The sequence below is a fragment of the Streptomyces sp. B5E4 genome (genome assembly GCF_039871555.1).
Taxonomy (GTDB): domain Bacteria; phylum Actinomycetota; class Actinomycetes; order Streptomycetales; family Streptomycetaceae; genus Streptomyces.
In genome coordinates this window covers 1-18539 of sequence record NZ_JBDPMI010000054.1, presented here as the reverse complement: position 1 = coordinate 18539, position 18539 = coordinate 1, and the positions used below count along the sequence as shown (strand labels likewise).

General features: G+C 74.6%; 14 protein-coding genes. 12 read left to right on the top strand and 2 right to left on the bottom strand.

The window, feature by feature from the left end:
* Positions 1-202: 202 nt before the first annotated feature.
* The 7 genes from ABGA99_RS35770 (at position 203) to ABGA99_RS35740 (ending at position 8031) form a co-directional block, all read left to right on the top strand.
* Entirely contained in the window at positions 203-865 is a 663-nt protein-coding gene (locus ABGA99_RS35770; RefSeq protein WP_347581719.1) for a response regulator, read from the top strand.
* Between the two features lie 91 nt (positions 866-956).
* The gene (locus ABGA99_RS35765) at positions 957-3713 is read left to right on the top strand and encodes a DNA translocase FtsK 4TM domain-containing protein (protein WP_347584250.1); all 2757 of its coding nucleotides are present in this window, start codon (positions 957-959) and stop codon (positions 3711-3713) included.
* A 183-nt stretch (positions 3714-3896) separates the two neighbouring features.
* On the top strand, positions 3897-4709 hold the full coding sequence (locus ABGA99_RS35760; RefSeq protein WP_347581721.1) for a RodZ domain-containing protein: 813 nt from the start codon (positions 3897-3899) through the stop codon (positions 4707-4709).
* 144 nt (positions 4710-4853) lie between these two features.
* Positions 4854-6410 carry a 30S ribosomal protein S12 methylthiotransferase RimO gene (rimO, locus tag ABGA99_RS35755; RefSeq protein ID WP_347584249.1) on the top strand — a complete coding sequence of 519 codons (1557 nt, stop codon included), beginning with the start codon at positions 4854-4856 and terminating at the stop codon, positions 6408-6410.
* Positions 6407-7009 carry a CDP-diacylglycerol--glycerol-3-phosphate 3-phosphatidyltransferase gene (pgsA, locus tag ABGA99_RS35750; protein WP_047018425.1) on the top strand — a complete coding sequence of 201 codons (603 nt, stop codon included), beginning with the start codon at positions 6407-6409 and terminating at the stop codon, positions 7007-7009. The genes rimO and pgsA overlap by 4 nt, the downstream gene beginning before the upstream one ends.
* Entirely contained in the window at positions 7006-7572 is a 567-nt protein-coding gene (locus ABGA99_RS35745; RefSeq protein WP_347584248.1) for a nicotinamide-nucleotide amidohydrolase family protein, read from the top strand. Before pgsA ends, ABGA99_RS35745 begins: the two co-directional genes overlap by 4 nt.
* 90 nt (positions 7573-7662) lie before the next feature.
* On the top strand, positions 7663-8031 hold the full coding sequence (locus tag ABGA99_RS35740; protein ID WP_018838068.1) for a helix-turn-helix transcriptional regulator: 369 nt from the start codon (positions 7663-7665) through the stop codon (positions 8029-8031).
* Positions 8032-8119: 88 nt separating this feature from the next.
* On the opposite strand, the gene ABGA99_RS35735 is transcribed toward ABGA99_RS35740, so the two are convergent.
* Complete coding sequence (locus ABGA99_RS35735; RefSeq protein WP_347581724.1) at positions 8120-8908, bottom strand: DNA-formamidopyrimidine glycosylase family protein; 789 nt, start codon at positions 8906-8908, stop codon at positions 8120-8122.
* 150 nt (positions 8909-9058) lie between these two features.
* Between ABGA99_RS35735 and ABGA99_RS35730 the strand changes: the two genes are divergently transcribed.
* Together ABGA99_RS35730 and ABGA99_RS35725 are read left to right on the top strand one after the other, a co-directional pair.
* Positions 9059-10663, top strand: a complete 1605-nt coding sequence (locus tag ABGA99_RS35730) for a sensor domain-containing protein (protein WP_347581725.1) — start codon at positions 9059-9061, stop codon at positions 10661-10663.
* Positions 10664-10713: 50 nt separating this feature from the next.
* Complete coding sequence (locus ABGA99_RS35725) at positions 10714-11367, top strand: response regulator transcription factor (protein WP_347584247.1); 654 nt, start codon at positions 10714-10716, stop codon at positions 11365-11367.
* Positions 11368-11668: 301 nt separating this feature from the next.
* On the opposite strand, the gene ABGA99_RS35720 is transcribed toward ABGA99_RS35725, so the two are convergent.
* Positions 11669-16447, bottom strand: coding sequence for an ATP-dependent helicase (locus tag ABGA99_RS35720; RefSeq protein WP_347584246.1), 4779 nt, complete (start codon positions 16445-16447; stop codon positions 11669-11671).
* A 46-nt stretch (positions 16448-16493) separates the two neighbouring features.
* On the opposite strand from ABGA99_RS35720, the gene ABGA99_RS35715 reads away from it, so the two are divergent.
* From ABGA99_RS35715 to ABGA99_RS35705, 3 genes are all read left to right on the top strand, one after another.
* Positions 16494-17345 (top strand): AraC family transcriptional regulator, encoded by an 852-nt coding sequence (locus ABGA99_RS35715; RefSeq protein WP_347581728.1) that lies wholly within the window; start codon positions 16494-16496, stop codon positions 17343-17345.
* A 72-nt stretch (positions 17346-17417) separates the two neighbouring features.
* Positions 17418-18194: an AzlC family ABC transporter permease gene (locus ABGA99_RS35710; RefSeq protein WP_347581729.1), complete on the top strand. Its 777-nt coding sequence runs from the start codon at positions 17418-17420 to the stop codon at positions 18192-18194.
* Complete coding sequence (locus tag ABGA99_RS35705) at positions 18191-18499, top strand: AzlD domain-containing protein (RefSeq protein WP_347581730.1); 309 nt, start codon at positions 18191-18193, stop codon at positions 18497-18499. Before ABGA99_RS35710 ends, ABGA99_RS35705 begins: the two co-directional genes overlap by 4 nt.
* Positions 18500-18539 lie beyond the last annotated feature (40 nt).

Here is an 18539-nt window from a genome sequence, read left to right as displayed (position 1 = left end):
TCCAAATGCGTGTGAGAACGCGGGATTCCGGGAACCAAACTGATCGCAGGCGCGTTGTCGCTGTGTATGCAGTGACAACTCGGTGACAGGGTGTGGCGAGTCTCGGGGTGTGGATACGATGACCGGCACGAGGGCGGGCGGCACGGTGGGCACGTCTTTGGCGACGAGGACCGGCACACCGCCGGGGCGAGGAGGGCAGGCCATGGTGCAGAAGGCCAAGATTCTCCTGGTCGATGACCGGCCGGAGAATCTGCTGGCGCTGGAGGCCATCCTTTCCGCGCTGGATCAGCACCTGGTCCGGGCGTCGTCCGGGGAGGAAGCGCTCAAAGCGCTGCTGACCGAGGACTTCGCGGTGATCCTGCTCGACGTGCAGATGCCGGGCATGGACGGGTTCGAGACCGCGGCGCACATCAAGCGCCGCGAGCGCACCCGCGACATCCCGATCATCTTCCTCACGGCCATCAACCACGGCCCGCACCACACGTTCCGGGGCTACGCCGCCGGAGCCGTCGACTACATCTCCAAGCCCTTCGACCCCTGGGTGCTGCGGGCGAAGGTGTCGGTGTTCGTCGAGCTGTACATGAAGAACCTGCAGTTGCGCGAGCAGGCGGGCCTGCTGCGGCTGCAGCTCGAAGGCGCCCAGAAGGGCAACGGCGACGGCGCCGCGCAGACCGGGCTGCTCGCCGAGCTGTCCGCCCGGCTCGCCGCCGCCGAGGAGCAGGCAGAGGCGCTGTCGAAGCAGCTCAGCGGGGCGAACGCGGAGCCCGCCGTGGTCGCCACCGCCGCGCATCTGGAGCGGAAACTCACCGGGCTGCGCAAGGCGATCGACGCCCTGGAGCCCGGCTCCCGCCCCGACGCGGAGTAGCCCGGCCGCCCCGCCGGGCCCGGGTGCGCGCAGGATGCGCACCTGCACGTCCTGCGTGTCCCGTGCGGGCGCTGCCGGTAATCTCGCACCTATGGCCTCACGTACCTCTGGCAGCGGCAACTCCCGGCAGCGGTCCGGAGGTAGCACGGCCAAGAAGCCCGCGGCGAAGAAGGCGCCCGCGAAGAAGGCACCCGCCAAGAAGCCGCCGCCGAAGAAGGCCGCGGGCGCGGCCAAGAAGGCGCCGGCCCAGAAGCCCGCCCCCTCGCCCACCTCCGGTGTGCTGCGGCTGCTGCGCGCGATCTGGCTCGGCCTCGCCCGCACCGTCGGCGCCCTCTTCCGCGGCATAGGGCGCGGCGCCAAGGGGCTCGACCCCGCCCACCGCAAGGACGGCCTCGCGCTGCTGCTGCTCGGCATCGCCCTGATCGTCGCGGCCGGCACCTGGTCGAACCTGAAGGGCCCCGTGGGCGAGCTGGTCGAGATCCTGGTCACCGGCGCCTTCGGCCGCCTCGACCTGCTCGTGCCGATCCTGCTGGCCGCCATCGCCGTACGCCTCATCCGCCACCCCGAGAAGACCGAGGCCAACGGCCGTATCGTCATCGGCCTGTCCGCCCTGGTCATCGGCGTGCTCGGGCTCGTGCACCTGGCCTGCGGCACCCCCGGGCGCGGCGAGGGCACGCAGACCATCAGGGACTCCGGCGGGTTCGTCGGCTGGGCGGTGTCCCGGCCGCTCGTCACCACGCTCGGCGACGTGCTCGCCCTGCCGCTGCTGGTGCTGCTGACCATCTTCGGGCTGCTCGTCGTCACCGCCACGCCGGTCGCGGCGATCCCGGACCGGATCCACTCCGCCGGGGTGCGGCTCGGCCTCGTACACCCGCGGCCCGATCCGGCGGCCGTGGCCAAGGCGGAGGACTTCGACGACGACTGGCGCGACGGCCTGGTGCGTACGGACGAGGACGACGCCGACGAGCCCCCGCCGCCGCCGCGCCGCCGCCGTACCCGCAAGGCTCCCGCCGCACCGGCCGCCCCCGCCGCCGCGCGCCGCGCGAGCGCCGACCGCGACTACGGCGGCATGGACCCCATCGACGCGGCCGCCGCCGCGGCCACCGACCTCGACGGCGCCGTGCTGCACGGCGTCCAGCCCTCGCCGCTGCTCGCCCACCTCACCCACGGCGTCGCCGAGCGCACCGGGGGCGTCCCGGCCGCGCGCGAGGAGTCGGGCGCCGAGGAGGCCGTACGCTCCGAAAGCGTCGAGCTCCCCGGCAGCGCTGCGCGCGTGGGCGGCACCTCCGCCGTCCCCGACCTCACCAAGCAGGCCGCCGAGCCCGCCCCGGCCACCCTGCCGCCCCGTGCCGAACAGCTCCAGCTCTCCGGCGACATCACCTACGCGCTGCCGTCCCTCGACCTCCTGGAGCGCGGCGGCCCCGGCCGTACGCGCAGCGCCGCCAATGACGCCGTCGTCGCCTCCCTCACCCAGGTCTTCACCGAGTTCAAGGTCGACGCCGCCGTCACCGGCTTCACCCGTGGCCCGACCGTCACGCGGTACGAGGTGGAGCTCGGCCCCGCCGTGAAGGTCGAGCGGATCACCGCGCTGACGAAGAACATCGCCTACGCGGTCGCCAGCCCCGACGTGCGCATCATCAGCCCCATCCCGGGCAAGTCCGCCGTCGGCATCGAAATCCCCAACAGCGACCGCGAGATGGTCAAGCTCGGCGACGTGCTGCGCTCCGCGGAGGCGGCCGGCGAGGACCACCCGATGCTCGTCGGCCTCGGCAAGGACGTCGAGGGCGGCTACGTCTCGGCGAACCTCGCCAAGATGCCGCACATCCTCATCGCCGGCGCCACCGGCTCCGGCAAGTCCTCCTGTATCAACTGCCTGATCACCTCCGTCATGGCGCGGGCCACGCCGGAGGACGTGCGGATGGTGCTGGTCGACCCCAAGCGGGTGGAGCTCACCGCGTACGAGGGCATCCCGCACCTGATCACGCCGATCATCACCAACCCCAAGCGGGCCGCCGAGGCCCTGCAGTGGGTCGTCCGCGAGATGGACCTGCGCTACGACGACCTGGCCGCGTACGGCTACCGCCACATCGACGACTTCAACGCCGCCGTCCGCTCCGGCAAGGCCACCGCCCCGCCCGGCAGCGAACGGGAGCTGGCCCCGTACCCCTATCTGCTGGTGATCGTCGACGAGCTGGCGGACCTGATGATGGTCGCGCCGCGGGACGTCGAGGACGCGATCGTGCGGATCACGCAGCTCGCCCGCGCCGCCGGCATCCACCTGGTGCTCGCCACCCAGCGCCCCAGCGTCGACGTCGTCACCGGGCTGATCAAGGCCAACGTGCCGTCCCGGCTGGCCTTCGCCACCTCCTCCCTCGCCGACAGCCGCGTCATCCTCGACCAGGCCGGTGCCGAGAAGCTGATCGGCAAGGGCGACGGGCTGTTCCTGCCGATGGGCGCGAACAAGCCGGTCCGGCTGCAGGGCGCGTACATCGAAGAGGACGAGATCGCCACGCTCGTGCAGCACTGCAAGGACCAGATGGCGCCGGTCTTCCGCGAGGACGTCGTGGTCGGCGGGGCGAAGAAGAAGGAGATCGACGACGAGATCGGCGACGACCTCGATCTGCTGTGCCAGGCGGCCGAACTGGTGGTCTCCACGCAGTTCGGTTCCACGTCGATGCTGCAGCGCAAGCTGCGGGTCGGGTTCGCCAAGGCGGGGCGGCTGATGGACCTGATGGAGTCGCGCGGGATCGTCGGTCCGAGTGAGGGTTCGAAGGCCAGGGACGTACTCATCAAACCGGATGAAATGGACGGAGTGCTCGCCCAACTGCGGGGGCAGGATCATCCGTAACGGCGACCAGGGCAACCGGTTCGGCGTCTGATGCGTCACACCAATGGGCCGGGCGGGTGATCCGCGGTCGTGCAGTACGTCTATCCCGATGGCCCATTAAGTGTGCTCGACCGGTTGGCCGATCCTTTTACAACCCCCCTAGACTGAACACCCGGCAGGTGGCTCACCCCGAAAGGCGCCCACGTGTCCCTCGGCAACTCCCCCACAGGCGACCGTCCTTCCGTCGGTCGCGCACTTCAGCAGGCCCGCCTTGATGCCAAGCTCTCCGTCGAACAGGTCAGCTTGTCCACGCGTGTGCGCATTCCGATCATCCATGCCATCGAACAGGACGATTTCTCTCGCTGCGGCGGCGACGTCTACGCCCGCGGGCATGTGCGAACCCTTGCGCGGGCGGTCGGTCTGGAGGCCGAGGACCTGGTCGCGCAGTACGACGAGGAGCACGGCGGCCGGCCCGTGCCCACGCCCGCCGCGCCGATGTTCGAGGCGGAGCGCATCCGCCCCGAGCCGCGCCGCCCCAACTGGACCGCCGCGATGGTCGCCGCGATCGTCGCCGTCGTCGGCTTCGTGGGGTTCACCGTGTTCAGCGGCGGCGACGAGGACGAGCCGGACGGCTCCTCGGTGGCCGGGGAGTCGCAGGGGACGGAGAAGTCGAAGGACCCCGACTCCGGCAAGGACGCCGCCGAGGACAAGCAGCGCCCGCAGCCCTCGGACAGCGCGGTGGCGGGTGCCCCCCCGGACAAGGTGACGCTGCGGATCGTCGCGGCGGACGGGCAGAGCTGGATCTCCGCGCAGGGCGCCGACGGGCGCGAGCTGGAGGAGACCGTGCTCGCCCAGGGCGACTCCGTCACCGTCACCGACAGCGAGAAGATCTACCTCGTCCTCGGCAACGCCGGCGGCGTCGACCTGTTCGTCAACGGCAAGCAGATCGCCGAGGACTTCCAGCCCGGCGAGGTCGAGCGGCTGACGTACACCAAGGGCGATCCGGAGGCCGGCTGACCGGCCCGGCCGGGCGGCGGCGCGGGCCCGGCCTGCGGCAAGGCTCGTACGTCCGTGCCCTCGCTCTCCCGTGCTTCGCGCAGGCGTGCGGAATGCGGCTGGTGGGCGGCGGTTTGCGGGCGCGGGACGAAGTAGGCTGAGCCCATGCCAGAACGCCGTACCGTCGCCCTCGTCACGCTTGGCTGCGCCCGGAACGAGGTGGACTCGGAGGAGCTTGCGGGCCGCCTGGCGGCGGACGGCTGGGACCTCGTCACGGACGCCGCCGCCGCGGACGTCGCCGTCGTGAACACCTGCGGGTTCGTCGAAGCCGCCAAGAAGGACTCCGTCGACGCCCTGCTGGAGGCCAACGACCTCAAGGACTCGGGCCGTACGCAGGCCGTCGTCGCCGTCGGCTGCATGGCCGAGCGGTACGGCAAGGAGCTGGCCGACGCGCTCCCGGAGGCGGACGGCGTCCTCGGCTTCGACGACTACGCCGACATCTCGGCGCGGCTGCAGACGATCCTCGCCGGCGGCGGTCACGCTGCGCACACCCCGCGTGACCGCCGCAAGCTGCTGCCGATCAGCCCCGCGGAGCGGCAGGACGCCGCCGCCCGCGGCGCGGCCGCGCTCCCGGGCCACGGCGACACCGGCGCCGCGGCCCCGGCCGCACCCGCTCCCGCCGACCTGCCCGCGGGGGTCGCCCCCGCCTCGGGACCGCGGCCGCCGCTGCGCCGCCGGCTCGGCTCGGGTCCCGTGGCCTCGGTCAAGCTGGCCTCCGGCTGCGACCGCCGATGTACGTTCTGCGCCATCCCCTCCTTCCGCGGCTCCTTCGTCTCCCGCCGCCCCTCCGACGTCCTCGGCGAGACCCGCTGGCTGGCCGAGCAGGGCGTACGGGAGATCATGCTCGTCTCCGAGAACAACACCTCGTACGGCAAAGACCTCGGCGACGTGCGGCTGCTGGAGACGCTGCTGCCCGAACTGGCCGCCGTGGACGGCATCGAGCGGATCCGGGTCAGCTATCTGCAGCCCGCCGAGATGCGCCCCGGGCTGATCGACGTGCTGACGTCGACGGAGAAGGTGGCGCCGTACTTCGACCTGTCCTTCCAGCACGCCGCCCCCGACGTGCTGCGCGCGATGCGCCGCTTCGGGGACACCGAGCGGTTCCTGCACCTGCTCGCGGACATCCGCTCCCGGGCGCCGGAGGCGGGCGCGCGGTCGAACTTCATCGTCGGCTTCCCCGGCGAGAGCGAGCGGGACGTGGAGGAGCTGGAGCGTTTCCTCACCGCCGCGAGGCTCGACGCCGTGGGGATCTTCGGCTACTCCGACGAGGAGGGCACGGAGGCCGCGGGGTACGAGTCGAAGGTCGCGCCGGAGGCGGTCGCGGAGCGGCTGGCGCACATGACGCGGCTGGCGGAGGAGCTGACGGCGCAGCGGGCCGAGGAGCGGGTGGGGGAGACGATACGGGTCCTGGTGGACGCGGTCGAGGAAGCCGATCCGGACGCCGGCGCGGACACCGGGGAGGTCGTCGGCCGCGCGGCCCACCAGGCGCCGGAGACGGACGGCGTGACGCTGCTCGCCGGCGGGACCGCCCGGCAGGCGGCGCCGGGGGCGCTGGTCACGGCCAAGGTGGTGGCGAGCGAAGGCGTGGACCTGGTGGCGGAGCCGATAGGCGAGCCCGATCGGCGGCGGCCCAGGGAGCCGGCCGAGGAGGCCGCGAGATGAGCCCCGCCCCGGCCGTCGGTCAGGCCGGTCTGTGGAACATCGCCAACGTCCTCACCATGGTGCGGCTGCTGCTCGTACCGGCGTTCGTGCTGCTCATGGCCGCCCACGGCGGCCATGACCCGGCCTGGCGCTCGTTCGCATGGGCCGCCTTCACGGTCGCCATGATCACCGACCTCTTCGACGGGGAGCTGGCCCGCCGCTACGACCTCGTCACCGACTTCGGCAAGATCGCCGACCCCATCGCCGACAAGGCGATCATGGGTGCCGCGCTGATCTGCCTGTCGGCGCTGGGTGACCTGCCCTGGTGGGTGACGATCGTGATCCTGGCGCGGGAGATCGGCATCACCCTCATGCGGTTCTGGGTGATCAGGCACGGTGTGATCCCGGCCAGCCGGGGCGGAAAGCTGAAGACCCTGGCCCAGGGCGTGGCCGTGGGCATGTACATCCTCACCCTCACCGGACCGCTCGCCACGCTGCGCTTCTGGATCATGGCCGCCGCCGTGGTCCTGACCGTGGCGACCGGCCTGGACTACGTCAAGCAGGCGATCGTGCTCCGCCGCAGGGGGCTGGCCGCCGAACGGGAGCAGAGAGTCCAGTGACCACACAGAACACCGACGGGGCCGCCGCCGGCCTGCTCGCCCTGTGCGACGAGCGCGGCGTCACCCTCGCCGTCGCCGAATCCCTCACCGGCGGCCTCCTCGCCGCCGAGATCACCGCGGTGCCCGGCGCCTCCCAGGCGTTCCGGGGCGCCGTCATCGCGTACGCGACCGACCTCAAGCGGGACGTGCTCGGCGTCGACAGCTCGCTGCTCGCGCAGCGCGGCGCCGTCGACGGCGAGGTCGCCCGGCAGATGGCCGCCGGGGTGCGCTGGCGGCTCGGCGCCGACTGGGCGGTGGCGACGACGGGCGTGGCGGGGCCGGATCCGCAGGACGGCCACCAGCCGGGTACCGTCTTCGTGGCCGTGGCCGGTCCCGAGGGGCGCAGCGAGACGCGGTCGCTGAACCTGACGGGGTCTCGCACGGAGATCCGCAGGGCCGCTGTGGGGGAGGCGCTGACGCTCCTCCGGCGGCACCTGGACGCGGCACCGAAGGGGCAAGACGGGCGGAAATACCCGGAAAATCCTGATCAGGAGGCCCCGTATTCCTCGCTTGGCGAACGGTGAAGATGACTTCCGTCGCCGCACTGTCACGGTCCGAGGCGGTACGGTGGAGCAGAGAGGATCCGGATCCGAGGTCCTAGGAGGGAGCCACGCATGATTTTGCTCCGTCGCCTGCTGGGTGACGTGCTGCGCCGGCAGCGACAGCGCCAGGGCCGGACGCTGCGCGAGGTTTCCTCGTCAGCGCGTGTTTCCCTCGGCTATCTGTCGGAGGTCGAGCGAGGCCAGAAGGAAGCGTCCTCCGAGCTGCTCAACTCGATCTGTGAAGCCCTGGACGTCCGGATGTCCGAGCTGATGCGCGAGGTGAGCGGCGAGCTCGCCCTCGCCGAGCTGGCGCAGTCCGCGGCGGCCACCGAGCCCATTCCCGCCCCCGTGCGGTCGTTCACCGTTACCTCGGTGACGGGGATGCCCGACGAGCGAGTCACCATCAAGGCCCCCAAGGAGCCCGATCCGGTCGCGGCCTGAGCCACGAGAGCCTGGCACGAGAGCCCGGTCCGCCGTCGGCGGACCGGGCTCTCGGCTTGTGTGCGCCGCCGTGCGGCCACCGCGGCGGTCACCCGCCCGGCTGGCAGCGCGGGCACCAGTACGTCACGCGCTCGTCCGCCGTCTCCCCCTGGGCCTGCTTGCGCACCGCCGTCCCGCAGCGCAGGCACGGTCGCCCCCCGCGGCCGTAGACCCACAGCCGCCGGTCGGGGCGCCGGGAGGGCGTCGTCGTCCGGGCCACACGGTCCCGGTTCGCCTCCAGCAGCCGCTGCGCGGCGGCGACGAGCCGGGCGGGCTCGGGGAGCGCGGCGACCGGGGCGTACGGGCTGACGCCGGCGAGGAAGCACAGCTCCGACTTGTAGACGTTGCCGATCCCGGCGAGATTGCGCTGGTCGAGCAGCGCCTCCCCGAGCGGGCGGGCGGGGTCGGCGAGCAGCCGGCGCTCCGCCTCCGCCGGGTCCCAGTCGGGGCCCAGCAGGTCGGGGCCGAGATGGCCGACGATCCGGTCCTCCGCGGCGGTGCGCAGCAGCTCCAGCACGGGCAGGCGGTAGCCGACCGCGGTGCGGTCGGCGTTGCCGAGGACGGCGCGGATCTGGTGCCCCGGCCCGCCGCGCCAGCTCTCTCCGTCCGCGTAGGTGATCCAGGCGCCTTCCATCCGCAGGTGCGAATGGAGCGTGAGGCCGCCCTCGACGCGGGTCAGCAGGTGCTTGCCGCGCGGTACGACCTCGGTGACCTCGCGGCCGGTGAGGTCGGCCGTGGCCAGCTTGGGCACGCGCAGGTCGCAGCGGGTCAGCCGGCGGCCCGCCAGCGCCTCGTGCAGCAGGCGGGCGGTGCGCCAGACGGTGTCTCCTTCGGGCACGCACCCCATCGTGCCAGGACGGGGGGCGTACGGGCCGGGGCGTACCGGGTGGGGATAGACCCACCCTGGTCCGGGGGCTGCGGGGGCGGTGCCCGGGCTCCCGCGCGGGACACGATGGGCGGCATGATGAGGACGGAACGAGGAGGCGGAATGAGCAGGCCGCGGCGGTGTGCGACCGCGCTGGGGCGCGCCCTCGTGCTGGTGGCGCTGGCCCCGCTGGTGACCCTGGTCCAGGCCGTCATGCTCGTTTCGCTCGTACTCGCCTTCGGGCTGGGGCTGATGTTCTTCTTCCCCTGGGCCGTCGGCCTCACCCGCGGCACCGCCAACCTGGCGCGGGCCGTGAACGGCCGCTGGACGGGACGCCCCATCCCCTCGCCGTACCTGCCCGCGCCGCCGCACCCGCAGCCCGGGCCCGACGGCCGCTACCGGCACCTGGGCATCAGCTACCGCAGCCCCGCCCTCCCGGAGTTCTTCGGGCGCGTCGACCGGCTGCTGTCCGACCGCGCGACCTGGCGGGACACGCTGTGGCTGGTCGCCGACCCGGTCGTCGGTCTGGCGATGGCCGCGCTGCCGCTGATCGCCGTCGGCTACGGGCTGTTCGGCATGGCGCTGCCGCTGCTGTGGGACCCGTCGTACCCCGGGGACACGCTCGCCGACTACGCGGGCGTCGAGGTCGCCTCGCAGGGCACCGCCCTGGCGCTGGTGCCCGTGGGCGCGGCGCTGTTCGTACTCGGGCTGTGGGCCGGGCCGCGGGCGATGGCGCTGCACGCGCGCTGGACCCGGACGCTGCTGGCGCCGACGCGGGCGTCGGAGCTGGCGCTGCAGGTCGCCGAGCTGGACCGGAAGCGCACGGCGGCCACCGACTGGCAGGCGGCGGAGGTGCGGCGCATCGAGCGGGACCTGCACGACGGGCCGCAGGCCCGGCTCGTCGCCCTCGGCATGACGGTCTCGGCGGCGGAGGAACTGGTCGACGACGACCCGGCGGCGGCGAAGGTGCTGCTGCGGCAGGCGCAGGAGTCGTCGTCCGCGGTGCTGCAGGAGCTGCGCGGGCTGGTACGGGGCATCCACCCGCCGGTGCTGGCGGAGCGGGGGCTCGGCGACGCCGTACGGGCACTGGCGCTGGACAGCGCGCTGGACGTACGGGTCGAGGTCGACCTGCGCGGGCACCTGCCGGACCCGGTGCAGTCGGCGGCGTACTTCGCGGTGGCGGAGATCCTCGCCAACGCGGGCAAGCACGCGGGCGCGGAACGGGTGGACATCGACCTGTGGCACCGCGACGGCGTGCTGCGCGCGACGGTCATCGACGACGGGCGCGGGGGCGCGGTGCCGGCCGCGGGAGGCGGGCTGCGGGGCGTGGAGCGGCGGATCAAGCCGTTCGACGGCGTGCTGGCTCTCAACAGCCCCGAGGGCGGGCCGACGACGGTGGCGGTGGAGATCCCGTGCCCGCTGGGGGAGGAGTGCTGTGAGCCGGGCGCCGCCTCGCCCGTGGCGGCGCGGGGGCCGGCGGCCGGGCGCGGGGAGCTGTGGCTGACGGCGCTGGCACCGGTACTGTGTTCCGTCGCGCTGTTCCCGCAGGGGCTGGTCGCGGGGCTGCTGCTGATCTTCGGCACGGACAACAGGTCGTGGTTCCTGGCGCTGTACATGCCGGAGCTGCTGCGCTGGCCGACGGTGCTGGCGATGGTGGCGCTGGGCCTGAGCGGGGTGCGGCCGCTGCTGCGGCGGTGGCGGAAGAGCGGTGCGGCCCAGCAGTGTTGACGGGAGGACGTGCGGCCGTCCCGGCGGACGGGGCGGAGAGGAGCGGGTCAGTGCGAGTCGTCCTGGCGGAGGACCAGTACCTGCTGCGGGACGGGCTGACGCGGCTGCTGCAGGCGCACGGCATGGAGATCTGCGCGGCGGTCGAGTCCGGGGACGAGCTGCTCGCGGCGTTGCACGCCGAGCGGCCGGACGTGGCGGTGGTCGACATCCGGCTGCCGCCGACGTTCACGGACGAGGGCCTGCAGGCGGCGCTGGCGGCGCGGCGGGAGCGGCCGGACCTGCCGGTGCTGATCTTGTCGCAGCACGTGGAGCAGTTGTACGCACGGGAGTTGCTGGCGGACGGCCGCGGGGCGGTGGGGTACCTGCTGAAGGACCGGGTGTTCGCGGCGCGGCAGTTCGTCGACTCGGTGCGGCGGGTGGCCGAGGGCGGCACGGCGATGGACCCGGAGGTCATCGCGAAGCTGCTGGCGAGCAACGCGCGGGACGAGCCGCTGGGGCGGCTGACGCCGCGGGAGCGCGAGGTGCTGGCGGGCATGGCGGAGGGCCGCTCGAACGCGGCGATCGCGCGTCAGCTCTTCCTCTCCGAGGGGGCGGTGAGCAAGTACACGACGAGCATCTTCGCGAAGCTGGACCTCGCCCCGTCGGACGACGACAACCGCAGGGTGCGGGCGGTGCTGGCGTATCTGAACGGGCAGGTGGAGTAGGCGCGGGGCGCCTGCGGCGGGCTCGGCCGGTGCGGGCCGGTGGGGCGTCGGGGAGTGCGCCGCGGTGGGGTGGATCAGCGGGCGAGTGCCCTGTGTGGGGGCGGCGACGGGTGTCCGGCGTCCGGCCCCGGGTGCCGTGCGAGCGCTGCGCGCCGCACGGCGACGCGCGGAACGCAACGCAGGGCCGGCAAGCGGAAACCCGGAGCGGGGGCGTGGCGGCGCGGCTCCGGCCTCTCTGCGGCTGACGCGTGGCTCCGCCGCGGCGCACAGCCGCCTGCGGCGGTGCCTTGCCGCGGGGCCGTCAGGATCTGATGCGCAGGCCCCGGGGGGTGGCCAGGAAGCCGGACTGTTCCAGGAGCGTGCCCAGGGGGGAGTCCAGGGCCGGGGTGGCGTTGATGCGCTCCACCGTCGCCGTACGGCCCAGGGCGCCGCCGCGGGCCGCGGCCGCGAGGGCTTCGGCCGCGGCGGCGAGGCGGGGGTCGTCCGCCGGGGGCCAGGCCAGCAGCGTGCGGCCGCCGCGCTCCACGTACAGCGCGAGGTCGCCGTCGACCAGCACCACCAGCGCGCCGGCCTTCCGGCCGGGCTTGTGCGTCGTGCCGGGCGGGGGCTCCGGCCAGGGCAGCGCCGCCCCGTACGCGTTCGCCGGGTCCGCCGCGGCCAGCACCAGCGCGCGCTGCCCGCTCCGGCCCGCCCCGCCGGCGCCGAACGCCCGTGGGCCGCCGCCGGGCGGGCGTACGGCGCCCAGGGTGTGCCCGTCGTACGGGCCCGCCGGCCCCTCCTCGTCGACGAACCCGTCGTCCTCCGCCGCCCCCGCGGCGGCGACCGCGGCCCCGCGCTCCCGGCTCGTGGCCACCGCCCGCAGCCGGTCCACCGCGCCGTCCATCGCGAACTGCGCGGCGCCCAGCCCCTCCACGACGTACCCGCGGCGGGCCTGGCCCGTCTCCTCGAATGCCGCCAGCACCCGGTACGCCGCCGAGAAGCCGCCCTCCACGCCTTCCGCGGACACCGCGCCGCGCGTGACGACCCCGTGCCGGTCCAGCAGCGTGCGGGCCAGCGCGTGCGCGCGGTGCGTGGTGTCCGGTTCGCGCTCGGGCAGCAGGGACCAGCGGCCGGAGACCGTCGGCGGCCCGTTCCGCGACGCCGTGCGCGCGGCGCCCGCGACCGCCAGGCTGCCGTAACGCCCGCGTGGCGTGGGCCGCTTCGCGCGGTGCGCGGTCGCGCCCGCGGTGCGGCCCGAGCCGAGGAGGGCGCGCAGCGGTCCCAGAGTGTCGTTCGTCAGCCGCCCGGACCAGGCCAGATCCCAGACGGCGTCGGCGAGCTGCGCGTCGGTGGCGTCCGGGTGCGTCGCGCGCACCTGCTCGGCGATCTGCCGGAAGAACAGCCCGTACCCGCCGGTCAGCGCTGCCAGCACCGCCTGGTGCAGCGGCGTGAACTCCAGCGGATGCGGCTCGTGCAGCAGCAGGGGCGCGGAGTCCGCGGGATACAGGGAGATCCAGCCGTCCTTGCCGGGCAGCGCACCGGCGCCCGCCCAGATCACCTCGCCCGAGTTCGTCAGCTCGTCGAGCATCGTCGGTACGTACCCCGCGACCCGCGACGGCAGCACCAGCTTCTCCAGCGCCGACGCCGGCACCGGCGCGCCCTGCAGTTGCTCCACCGCCCGGACGAGGCCGTCGAGGCCGCGCAGGCTGTGCGTGCCCAGGTGCTGCCACTGCGGCAGGAACGCGGCGAGCGCGGCCGGGGCGACGGGCTCCAGCTCCTCCCGCAGCGCGGCCAGCGACCGGCGCCGCAGCCGCCGCAGCACCCCGGCGTCGCACCACTCCTGGCCGATGCCCGCCGGATGGAACTCGCCCTGTACGGTCCGCCCCGCCGCCGCCAGGCGGTGCAGCGCGCCGTCGGTGACCGCCGCACCCAGGCCGAAGCGCGCCGCGGCCTGCCCGGAGGTGAACGGGCCGTGCGTGCGGGCGAAGCGCGCCAGCAGATCGCCCAGCGGGTCGGCCACCGGCTCCGTGAACGCCTCCGGCACGCCCACCGGCAGCGCCGTGCCCAGCGCGTCCCGCAGCCGGCCGGCGTCCTCGACGGCCGCCCAGTGGTCCGTCCCCGCCAGCCGTACCCGGATCGCCCGGCGGGCGCTCTCCAGCTCCCGCACCCACGCGGGCTCCGCCCCGCGCTCCGCCAACTCCTCATCCGTCAGCGGCCCGAGTACGCGCAGCGCGTCCGCGACGCCCTCGGCGTCCTTGATCCGCCGGTCGTCCGTACGCCACTGCAGCTCGCGCTCCAGCTCCGCCAGCACCTCGGGGTCGAGCAGCTCGCGCAGCTCCGCCTGCCCCAGCAGCTCGGCGAGCAGCCGGGAGTCCAGCGACAGCGCCGCCGCCCGGCGCTCTGCCAGCGGCGAGTCGCCCTCGTACAGGAACTGCGCCACGTAGCCGAAGAGCAGCGAGCGGGCGAACGGCGACGGCTCCTGCGTCGTCACCTCCACCAGCCGCACCCGGCGGTTCTCGACGTCACCCATCAGCTCGGTGAGCCCGGGGACGTCGAAGACGTCCTGCAGGCACTCGCGCACTGCCTCCAGCACGATCGGGAACGAGCCGAACTCGCTGGCCACCTGGAGCAGTTGGGAGGCGCGCTGCCGCTGCTGCCACAGCGGCGTGCGCTTGCGCGGGTCACGGCGGGGCAGCAGCAGCGCGCGGGCCGCGCACTCGCGGAACCGCGCGGCGAACAGCGCCGAGCCGCCCACCTGGTCGGTGACGACCTGGTCGACCTCGCCCTTGTCGAAGAGGACGTCGGCCGCGCCGACCGGCGACTGCCCGTCGTCCCCGGCCGCATCGGCAGCCGTGCCGCCGCCCGCCGGGTCGACGTCCAGCAGGTCGAGCCCCATCAGATCGGTGTCGGGCAGCCGCAGCACGATGCCGTCGTCGGCATGCATGACCTGGGCGTCCATCCCGTACCGCTCGGTGAGCCGGGCGCCGAGGGCCAGCGCCCATGGTGCGTGCACCTGCGCGCCGAACGGCGAGTGCACCACCACCCGCCAGTCGCCCAGCTCGTCCCGGAAGCGCTCCACGACGATCGTCCGGTCGTCCGGGACGTGCCCGCAGGCGGCGCGCTGCTCCTCCAGATACGCGATCACGTTCCCCGCGGCCCACGCGTCCAGCCCCGCCGCCCGCAGCCGCTCCTGCGCCGCCTCCCGGTCCATGCCGCTCAGCTCGCGCAGGAACGCGCCCAGCGCCCGCCCCAGCTCCAGCGGCCGGCCCAACTGGTCGCCCTTCCAGAACGGCAGCCGGCCCGGCACCCCGGGGGCGGGGGAGACCAGCACCCGGTCCCGGGTGATGTCCTCGATGCGCCACGACGTGGTGCCCAGCGTGAAGACGTCGCCGATCCGCGACTCGTAGACCATCTCCTCGTCCAGCTCGCCGACCCGGCCGCCGCCCTTCTTCGGGTCGGCCCCGGCGAGGAAGACGCCGAAGAGGCCGCGGTCCGGGATCGTGCCGCCGGAGGTGACGGCGAGCCGCTGCGCGCCCGGGCGGCCCTTGACCGTCTGGGCCACCCGGTCCCACACCAGGCGCGGGCGCAGCTCGGCGAAGGCGTCGGAGGGATAGCGCCCGGCGAGCATGTCCAGCACGGCCGTGAAGGCCGACTCCGGCAGCGCCGCGAACGGTGCCGCCCGCCGCACCAGCGCCAGCAGCTCCTCCACGTCCCACACGTCCATGGACGTCATCGCGACGATCTGCTGCGCCAGCACGTCCAGCGGGTTGGCAGGGATCCGCAGCGCCTCGATGGCGCCCTCGCGCATCCGCTCGGTGACCACCGCCGACTGCACCAGATCGCCGCGGTACTTGGGGAAGACCACGCCGCGCGAGACCGCGCCCACCTGGTGCCCCGCGCGGCCCACGCGCTGCAGGCCGGACGCCACCGACGGCGGCGACTCGACCTGCACCACCAGGTCCACCGCGCCCATGTCGATGCCCAGCTCCAGGCTGGAGGTGGCGACCACCGCCGGCAGCCGCCCCGCCTTCAGATCCTCCTCCACCTGCGCCCGCTGCTCCTTGGAGACCGAGCCGTGGTGCGCGCGGGCGATCACCGGGGGCGCGCCCTGGGCCGCGCCGGACTGGGCCATGATCTCGGCGGGGGGCGGCGCGTCCTCCGCCATCGGCTCGCCGACCGCGCGCTCGTACGCGATCTCGTTCAGCCTGTTGCACAGCCGCTCCGCGAGCCGGCGCGAGTTGGCGAAGACGATCGTCGAGCGGTGTTCCTCCACCAGGTCGACGATGCGTTCCTCCACATGCGGCCAGATGGATGGCCGGTCGCCCCCCGCGCCGTCGTCCTGCGCGGGTGAGCCGCCCAGCTCGCCCATGTCCTCGACGGGCACGACCACCGACAGGTCGAACCGCTTCTCCGAGGGCGGCTGTACGACCTCCACCCGGCGCCCCGGCGACAGGAACCGCGCCACCTCCTCCACCGGCCGGACCGTCGCCGACAGGCCGATGCGGCGCGCGGGCCGCGGCAGCAGCTCGTCCATCCGCTCCAGGGAGAGCGCCAGGTGGGCGCCGCGCTTGGTGCCCGCCACGGCGTGCACCTCGTCCAGGATCACGGTCTCCACACCGGCCAGCGCGTCCCGCGAGGCGGACGTCAGCATCAGGAACAGCGACTCGGGGGTGGTGATGAGGATGTCCGGCGGGCGGCCCGCGATCGAGCGGCGCTCGGCCGCGGGTGTGTCACCGGAGCGGATCGCGACCCGCACCTCCGGCTCCGGCCGGCCGAGGCGGACCGCCTCCTGGCGGATGCCGGTGAGCGGGCTGCGCAGATTCCGCTCGACGTCCACCGCCAGCGCCTTCAGCGGCGACACGTACAGCACGCGGCAGCGCTTGCGGGCCTCCGCGGGCGGCGGGGCGGACGTCAGCCCGTCGAGCGCGGAGAGGAACGCCGCCAGCGTCTTGCCCGAGCCCGTGGGGGCGACGACCAGCACGTCGGAGCCCTCGCCGAGCGCCCGCCAGGCGCCCTCCTGGGCCGCCGTGGGCGCGGCGAAGGCGCCCTCGAACCACGCCCGCGTCGCGGGGTCGAACGTCTCCAGCACCGATCTCGCCATGTGAACCATCGTGCACCCGACCACTGACACCCAGCACACTTGTCCCATGGGGTCGCATACGGCGCCGGCGTCGGGCGACGCCGATCGCGAGTGGGCCCGGCACTGGCGCTACACCAGTCTGCCCGGCCTCGACCTGCTGCGCGCCCGCTACGTCGGCCACACCTTCCCCTCCCACTCCCACGACGGCTACGTCTTCGGCGCCGTCACCGCCGGCGTGGAGGCCGTCGGCCTGCCGGACGGCACGCTCCTCGCCGGACCCGGCACCGTGGTCATGATCAACCCCGAGGTCCCGCACACGGCCCGCGCCGGCGCCGCGGAGGGGTGGTCGTACGCGACGCTCTACCCGACCGCCGGCCTGATCGCCGAGGTGGCCGCGGAGGTCACCGCGATCCGCGGCACCGCGGGCTTCGGCGAGACCATGGTCGACGACCCCGGCGGCGCCCGCCTCGTCACCGAGGTGCACCGCGCCGCGGAGGAGGACAACCCGCTGGCGGCCGACAGCGTGCTGCGCGTCGTGCTGGCCCGCCTGCTGCGCCGCCACGGCGCGCGGCTGCCGGGGCGCGTGGTGGCGTCCGCGGGCGCGCAGACCGCGGCGCGGGCGCGCGCCGTGCTGGAGGAGCGGATGGCGGCGCCGCCGACCCTGGAGGCGCTGGCGGCGGAGCTGGGCACGTCGTCGTTCGCGCTGCTGCGGGCCTTCAAGGAGGCGTACGGCACGCCGCCGCACCGCTGGCTGACCGACGCCCGGGTACGGCGCGCGCGGCGGCTGCTGGACGAGGGGCTGCGGCCGTCGGAGGCCGCGGTGACCGTGGGGTTCACCGACCAGCCGCATCTGAACCGGCACTTCACCCGCATCGTGGGCGTGCCCCCGGGCGCGTACCAGCGGGAGCGGGCGGGCTGAGCGGGCCGCGGCTGCGGCGCCGTGCAAGAACGTACAAGACCGGTCGCACCCCGGCCGCATAACGTCCGGCGCATGGCCACAGAAGCACAGCCTCCGTCCACCGCCGATCCCGCGCCCGAGGACCGCGCCGCCCTGCGCGACGGGCTCGGGGTCGGGGTCGCCGTCGGGCTCTCCGGGTTCGCGTTCGGCGTCACCGCGGCCGGCGCCGGGCTCAGCGCGGCGCAGGCGTGCGCCATGAGCCTGCTGATCTTCACCGGCGCCTCGCAGTTCGCCCTCGCCGGCGCGGTGGCCGCCGGCGGCGGCCCGTTCGCCGCCGCGGCCGGGGCGTTCTTCCTCGGCGTACGGAACGCGTTCTACGGGCTGCGCCTCGCCCCCATGCTCCGGCTGCCCCGCGCGCTGCGGCCGCTCGCAGCCCAGTGGGTCATCGACGAGACGGCCGTCGTCACCATCGCCCAGTCCACCCGCCGCGCCCAGCGCATCGGCTTCGCCGTCACCGGGCTGACGCTGTACGTCTGCTGGAACGTCACCACCCTCGTCGGCGTGCTCGGCGCCGAGGCCATCGGCGACACCGCCGCCTGGGGCCTGGACGCCGCCGGGCCCGCGGTGTTCCTGGCGCTGGTGGGGCCGATGCTCACCGGGACCGTGGAGCGGGCCACCGCGCTCGTCGCCGTCGCGCTCGTCCTCGGCACGCTGCCGGCGCTGCCCGCCGGGACGCCGGTGCTGGTGGCCGCGCTGGCCGCGCCGCTGATGCTGGCGCTGCACGGCAGGCGCACGCGGGGGCGCGCGCAGGGCGCCCCCGACGACGGGACGGGCGGCGCGGACGCACCCGGGGCGGAGGGTGCCGCGTGACCACCTGGCTTGCGATCGGACTGACCTTCGCCGGCTGCTACGCGGTCAAGCTGCTCGGCCTCTCCGTGCCCTCGGGCGCCCTGGAGCGCCCTCTCGTGCGACGGCTGGCCGCCCTGCTGCCCGTCGCCCTGCTGGCGGCGCTCACCGCGCAGCAGACCTTCGCCGACGGCGCGGTGCTGGTCCTCGACGCCCGCGCCGCGGGGCTGGCGGCGGCCGGCGCCGCGCTGCTGCTGCGGGCGCCGTTCCTGGTCGTGGTGGCCGCCGCGGTGGTTGTCACCGCGGCGGTACGGACCGTGGCCGGCTGACCGACCCCGGGGCGTGCGCGGGCCGACAAGGGCCGGTGCC